This window comes from Pseudoclavibacter sp. RFBB5, assembly GCF_002931555.1.
Classification (GTDB): domain Bacteria; phylum Actinomycetota; class Actinomycetes; order Actinomycetales; family Microbacteriaceae; genus Pseudoclavibacter.
The window spans coordinates 1-6,728 of the sequence record NZ_PSTZ01000013.1; the positions used below are offsets into that span (position 1 = coordinate 1).

The 6,728-nt window shown below is 44.3% G+C and carries 1 protein-coding gene, 2 tRNA genes and 3 rRNA genes; all 6 read left to right on the top strand.

What is annotated here, in order from left to right; genetic code table 11:
- The first annotated feature begins 49 nt into the window (after positions 1–49).
- A tRNA-Ile gene (locus C5B97_RS18395) sits at positions 50–126 on the top strand.
- 20 nt (positions 127–146) lie between these two features.
- Positions 147–222, top strand: a tRNA-Ala gene (locus C5B97_RS18400).
- Between the two features lie 122 nt (positions 223–344).
- Positions 345–1,895 (top strand): 16S ribosomal RNA (locus C5B97_RS18405).
- 300 nt (positions 1,896–2,195) lie between these two features.
- A 23S ribosomal RNA gene (locus C5B97_RS18410) occupies positions 2,196–5,117 on the top strand.
- Positions 5,118–5,187: 70 nt separating this feature from the next.
- Positions 5,188–5,302, top strand: a 5S ribosomal RNA gene (gene rrf, locus C5B97_RS18415).
- Together the 16S, 23S and 5S rRNA genes with 2 tRNA genes alongside form the textbook arrangement of a ribosomal RNA operon.
- A gap of 194 nt (positions 5,303–5,496) precedes the next feature.
- Positions 5,497–6,728, top strand: a 1,232-nt coding sequence (locus C5B97_RS18420) for an aminotransferase class V-fold PLP-dependent enzyme (RefSeq protein WP_104313508.1), incomplete at its 3' end; no start/stop codon positions are given.

The following is a 6,728-nucleotide window of genomic DNA, read 5'->3' on the forward strand; positions in this document are numbered from 1 at the left end:
TGACATATTGTATTCAGTTTTGAATGTTTATTAGCATTCAAGTTTTAATGGGCCTATAGCTCAGCTGGTTAGAGCGCACGCCTGATAAGCGTGAGGTCGGTGGTTCGAGTCCACTTAGGCCCACCATTCAATAATTTAAAACCTTAGGGGGCTTAGCTCAGCTGGGAGAGCGCCTGCTTTGCACGCAGGAGGTCAGCGGTTCGATCCCGCTAGTCTCCACCATTTAATTAATATCAAATGAACATTGAAAACTGAATGACAATATGTCAACGTTAATTCCAATAAAGTAACTTAAATGTTACAAACACTATTTAGTATTATGAGCTAATCAAACATCATAAATTTTTATGGAGAGTTTGATCCTGGCTCAGGATGAACGCTGGCGGCGTGCCTAATACATGCAAGTCGAGCGAACAGACGAGGAGCTTGCTCCTTTGACGTTAGCGGCGGACGGGTGAGTAACACGTAGGTAACCTACCTATAAGACTGGGATAACTTCGGGAAACCGGAGCTAATACCGGATAATATTTCGAACCGCATGGTTCGATAGTGAAAGATGGCTTTGCTATCACTTATAGATGGACCTGCGCCGTATTAGCTAGTTGGTAAGGTAACGGCTTACCAAGGCAACGATACGTAGCCGACCTGAGAGGGTGATCGGCCACACTGGAACTGAGACACGGTCCAGACTCCTACGGGAGGCAGCAGTAGGGAATCTTCCGCAATGGGCGAAAGCCTGACGGAGCAACGCCGCGTGAGTGATGAAGGTCTTCGGATCGTAAAACTCTGTTATTAGGGAAGAACAAACGTGTAAGTAACTGTGCACGTCTTGACGGTACCTAACCAGAAAGCCACGGCTAACTACGTGCCAGCAGCCGCGGTAATACGTAGGTGGCAAGCGTTATCCGGAATTATTGGGCGTAAAGCGCGCGTAGGCGGTTTTTTAAGTCTGATGTGAAAGCCCACGGCTCAACCGTGGAGGGTCATTGGAAACTGGAAAACTTGAGTGCAGAAGAGGAAAGTGGAATTCCATGTGTAGCGGTGAAATGCGCAGAGATATGGAGGAACACCAGTGGCGAAGGCGACTTTCTGGTCTGTAACTGACGCTGATGTGCGAAAGCGTGGGGATCAAACAGGATTAGATACCCTGGTAGTCCACGCCGTAAACGATGAGTGCTAAGTGTTAGGGGGTTTCCGCCCCTTAGTGCTGCAGCTAACGCATTAAGCACTCCGCCTGGGGAGTACGACCGCAAGGTTGAAACTCAAAGGAATTGACGGGGACCCGCACAAGCGGTGGAGCATGTGGTTTAATTCGAAGCAACGCGAAGAACCTTACCAAATCTTGACATCCTCTGACCCCTCTAGAGATAGAGTTTTCCCCTTCGGGGGACAGAGTGACAGGTGGTGCATGGTTGTCGTCAGCTCGTGTCGTGAGATGTTGGGTTAAGTCCCGCAACGAGCGCAACCCTTAAGCTTAGTTGCCATCATTAAGTTGGGCACTCTAAGTTGACTGCCGGTGACAAACCGGAGGAAGGTGGGGATGACGTCAAATCATCATGCCCCTTATGATTTGGGCTACACACGTGCTACAATGGACAATACAAAGGGCAGCGAAACCGCGAGGTCAAGCAAATCCCATAAAGTTGTTCTCAGTTCGGATTGTAGTCTGCAACTCGACTACATGAAGCTGGAATCGCTAGTAATCGTAGATCAGCATGCTACGGTGAATACGTTCCCGGGTCTTGTACACACCGCCCGTCACACCACGAGAGTTTGTAACACCCGAAGCCGGTGGAGTAACCATTTGGAGCTAGCCGTCGAAGGTGGGACAAATGATTGGGGTGAAGTCGTAACAAGGTAGCCGTATCGGAAGGTGCGGCTGGATCACCTCCTTTCTAAGGATATATTCGGAACATCTCGTAGAGATGATACGGAATAACGTGACATATTGTATTCAGTTTTGAATGTTTATTTTTAAACATTCATGATTAATTGAATATTGCATTGACTATTATATTTTGTTATAATACTTAATTGTGATTATTAATTAATGACATTGTACATTGAAAACTAGATAAGTAAGTAAATAGATTTTACCAAGCAAAACCGAGTGAATAGAGTTTTAAATAAGCTTGAATTCATAAAAAATAATCGCTAGTGTTCGAAAGAACACTCACAGATTAATAACTATATTAGATTAAGTTATTAAGGGCGCACGGTGGATGCCTTGGCACTAGAAGCCGATGAAGGACGTTACTAACGACGATATGCTTTGGGTAGCTGTAAGTAAGCGTTGATCCAGAGATTTCCGAATGGGGGAACCCAGCACAAGTTATGTTGTGTTATCGACAAGTGAATTCATAGCTTGTCAGAAGGCAGACCCGGAGAACTGAAACATCTTAGTACCCGGAGGAAGAGAAAGAAAATTCGATTCCCTGAGTAGCGGCGAGCGAAACGGGAAGAGCCCAAACCAATAAGCTTGCTTATTGGGGTTGTAGGACACTCTATACGGAGTTACAAAGGAATATATTAAATGAATCATCTGGAAAGTTGAATCAAAGAAGGTAATAATCCTGTAGTTGAAAATATATTCTCTCTTGAGTGGATCCTGAGTACGACGGAGCACGTGAAATTCCGTCGGAATCTGGGAGGACCATCTCCTAAGGCTAAATACTCTCTAGTGACCGATAGTGAACCAGTACCGTGAGGGAAAGGTGAAAAGTACCCCGGAAGGGGAGTGAAAGAGAACTTGAAACCGTGTGCTTACAAGTAGTCAGAGCCCGTTAATGGGTGATGGCGTGCCTTTTGTAGAATGAACCGGCGAGTTACGATCTGATGCAAGGTTAAGCAGAAAATGTGGAGCCGTAGCGAAAGCGAGTCTGAATAGGGCGTATAGTATTTGGTCGTAGACCCGAAACCAGGTGATCTACCCATGGTCAGGTTGAAGTTCAGGTAACACTGAATGGAGGACCGAACCGACTTACGTTGAAAAGTGAGCGGATGAACTGTGGGTAGCGGAGAAATTCCAATCGAACTTGGAGATAGCTGGTTCTCTCCGAAATAGCTTTAGGGCTAGCCTCAAGTGATGATTATTGGAGGTAGAGCACTGTTTGGACGAGGGGCCCCTCTCGGGTTACCGAATTCAGACAAACTCCGAATGCCAATTAATTTAACTTGGGAGTCAGAACATGGGTGATAAGGTCCGTGTTCGAAAGGGAAACAGCCCAGACCACCAGCTAAGGTCCCAAAATATATGTTAAGTGGAAAAGGATGTGGCGTTGCCCAGACAACTAGGATGTTGGCTTAGAAGCAGCCATCATTTAAAGAGTGCGTAATAGCTCACTAGTCGAGTGACACTGCGCCGAAAATGTACCGGGGCTAAACATATTACCGAAGCTGTGGATTGTCCTTTGGACAATGGTAGGAGAGCGTTCTAAGGGCGTCGAAGCATGATCGCAAGGACATGTGGAGCGCTTAGAAGTGAGAATGCCGGTGTGAGTAGCGAAAGACGGGTGAGAATCCCGTCCACCGATTGACTAAGGTTTCCAGAGGAAGGCTCGTCCGCTCTGGGTTAGTCGGGTCCTAAGCTGAGGCCGACAGGCGTAGGCGATGGATAACAGGTTGATATTCCTGTACCACCTATAATCGTTTTAATCGATGGGGGGACGCAGTAGGATAGGCGAAGCGTACGATTGGATTGTACGTCTAAGCAGTGAGATTGAGTGTTAGGCAAATCCGGCACTCTTAAGATTGAGCTGTGATGGGGAGAGGAAATTGTTTCCTCGAGTCGTTGATTTCACACTGCCGAGAAAAGCCTCTAGATAGATAACAGGTGCCCGTACCGCAAACCGACACAGGTAGTCAAGATGAGAATTCTAAGGTGAGCGAGCGAACTCTCGTTAAGGAACTCGGCAAAATGACCCCGTAACTTCGGGAGAAGGGGTGCTCTTTAGGGTGCAAGCCCAGAAGAGCCGCAGTGAATAGGCCCAAGCGACTGTTTATCAAAAACACAGGTCTCTGCTAAACCGTAAGGTGATGTATAGGGGCTGACGCCTGCCCGGTGCTGGAAGGTTAAGAGGAGTGGTTAGCTTCTGCGAAGCTACGAATCGAAGCCCCAGTAAACGGCGGCCGTAACTATAACGGTCCTAAGGTAGCGAAATTCCTTGTCGGGTAAGTTCCGACCCGCACGAAAGGCGTAACGATTTGGGCACTGTCTCAACGAGAGACTCGGTGAAATCATAGTACCTGTGAAGATGCAGGTTACCCGCGACAGGACGGAAAGACCCCGTGGAGCTTTACTGTAGCCTGATATTGAAATTCGGCACAGCTTGTACAGGATAGGTAGGAGCCTTTGAAACGTGAGCGCTAGCTTACGTGGAGGCGTTGGTGGGATACTACCCTAGCTGTGTTGGCTTTCTAACCCGCACCACTTATCGTGGTGGGAGACAGTGTCAGGCGGGCAGTTTGACTGGGGCGGTCGCCTCCTAAAAGGTAACGGAGGCGCTCAAAGGTTCCCTCAGAATGGTTGGAAATCATTCATAGAGTGTAAAGGCATAAGGGAGCTTGACTGCGAGACCTACAAGTCGAGCAGGGTCGAAAGACGGACTTAGTGATCCGGTGGTTCCGCATGGAAGGGCCATCGCTCAACGGATAAAAGCTACCCCGGGGATAACAGGCTTATCTCCCCCAAGAGTTCACATCGACGGGGAGGTTTGGCACCTCGATGTCGGCTCATCGCATCCTGGGGCTGTAGTCGGTCCCAAGGGTTGGGCTGTTCGCCCATTAAAGCGGTACGCGAGCTGGGTTCAGAACGTCGTGAGACAGTTCGGTCCCTATCCGTCGTGGGCGTAGGAAATTTGAGAGGAGCTGTCCTTAGTACGAGAGGACCGGGATGGACATACCTCTGGTGTACCAGTTGTCGTGCCAACGGCATAGCTGGGTAGCTATGTATGGACGGGATAAGTGCTGAAAGCATCTAAGCATGAAGCCCCCCTCAAGATGAGATTTCCCAACTTCGGTTATAAGATCCCTCAAAGATGATGAGGTTAATAGGTTCGAGGTGGAAGCGTGGTGACACGTGGAGCTGACGAATACTAATCGATCGAAGACTTAATCAATTTTTCAAAAACGTTTTGCGACGCAAATCTTTACTTACTATCTAGTTTTGAATGTATAATCATTCATTTGTCTGGTGACAATGGCAAGGAGGTCACACCTGTTCCCATGCCGAACACAGAAGTTAAGCTCCTTAGCGCCGATGGTAGTTGGACTGACGTTCCGCTAGAGTAGGACGTTGCCAGGCAAATCATTGTATGGATGCGATGAGCTGATATTGAGACCGTGAGGTCTCTTTTTTTATGTCGAAATTTAGAAAAAGTGCTTGGAGCTAATGAATTGAGAAGAGATTAAACAACAGAAATTGTAGCGTTTCTTTTATTTTTTTAAATTATCTATTAAAATAGGAGATATTTAAAGATATATGAGGAGAGGACTTAATTGAAATTACCTATCACTCAAAAACTTGATGATTTAATTCATCATCATGCTATCTCATTACATGTTCCAGGACATAAAAATATGACTATCGGTTATTTAGATGCATTATCTTTGAAAATGGATATGACTGAAATCACGGGTCTAGATGATTTACATCATCCAGAAAATACTATTTTAGAAAGTATGAATCGTGTGAATAAGCATCCTAATTATGATGCTTATTATTTAGTTAATGGTACAACTTCAGGCATTTTATCAGTTATACAAGCATTTACTCATATAAAAGGTCGTTATCTAATTAGCCGTAATGTACATAAATCAGTTTTTAATGCTTTAGATTTAACTCAACAGTCTGCAGATATTTTGCCTATGTACAGAAGTGATAAAAGTTACCAGTATTTAGCGCCTTTGATTGATACTAAAATGTTACGACATCAAAAACTCGCTGTCGTTACTTATCCAAATTATTATGGAGAATGCTTTGATATCAAACAGTGTGTTAAACAATTTCACGATTACAATATACCTGTTTTAATTGATGAGGCTCATGGTGCCCATTTTAATTTGAAACACTTTCCTAAATCAGCTTTAGAATCAGAAGCTGACTATGTTGTTCAATCGTATCACAAAACTTTGCCTGCGCTTACTATGGGATCAGTATTATTTATTCATAAAAATGCACCTTTGAAAGATGAAGTTATTAAATATTTAGGTATTTTTCAAACTTCTAGTCCATCTTATTTAGTAATGTCGAGCATTGAACTAGCGCATCAATTTTATAATTCTTATGACAGTAGTCTCTTTTTCGAAAAAAGAAAACAATTTATTGAAACGTTAAGACAACAGCATTTTGAAGTTATTGAAGTCGAGGATCCATTAAAGCTTATTGTTCGAGTAAATGGGCATACGGGTTTTGAAGTACAACGTTATTTTGAAAAGAATCATATTTATATTGAATTAGCTGATGATTATCAAATACTCATTGTCTTACCATTGTGGCATTTTAATGATAGATATCCTTTCGAAACATTACTGCATAGAATAAAAACTATAAAATTACCTAAAAAAGCAAAAGAAAAGCTAGAGCCGGTTTTATTGCCGCTAGAAAAAAGTGTTTATGTATCAAAGTATATTAATCATGCATATTGGATAAATATTAATAAAGCACAAGATAAAGTATTAGCTCAACATATTGTGCCTTATCCTCCTGGAATTCCTGTGTTTTGGAAAGG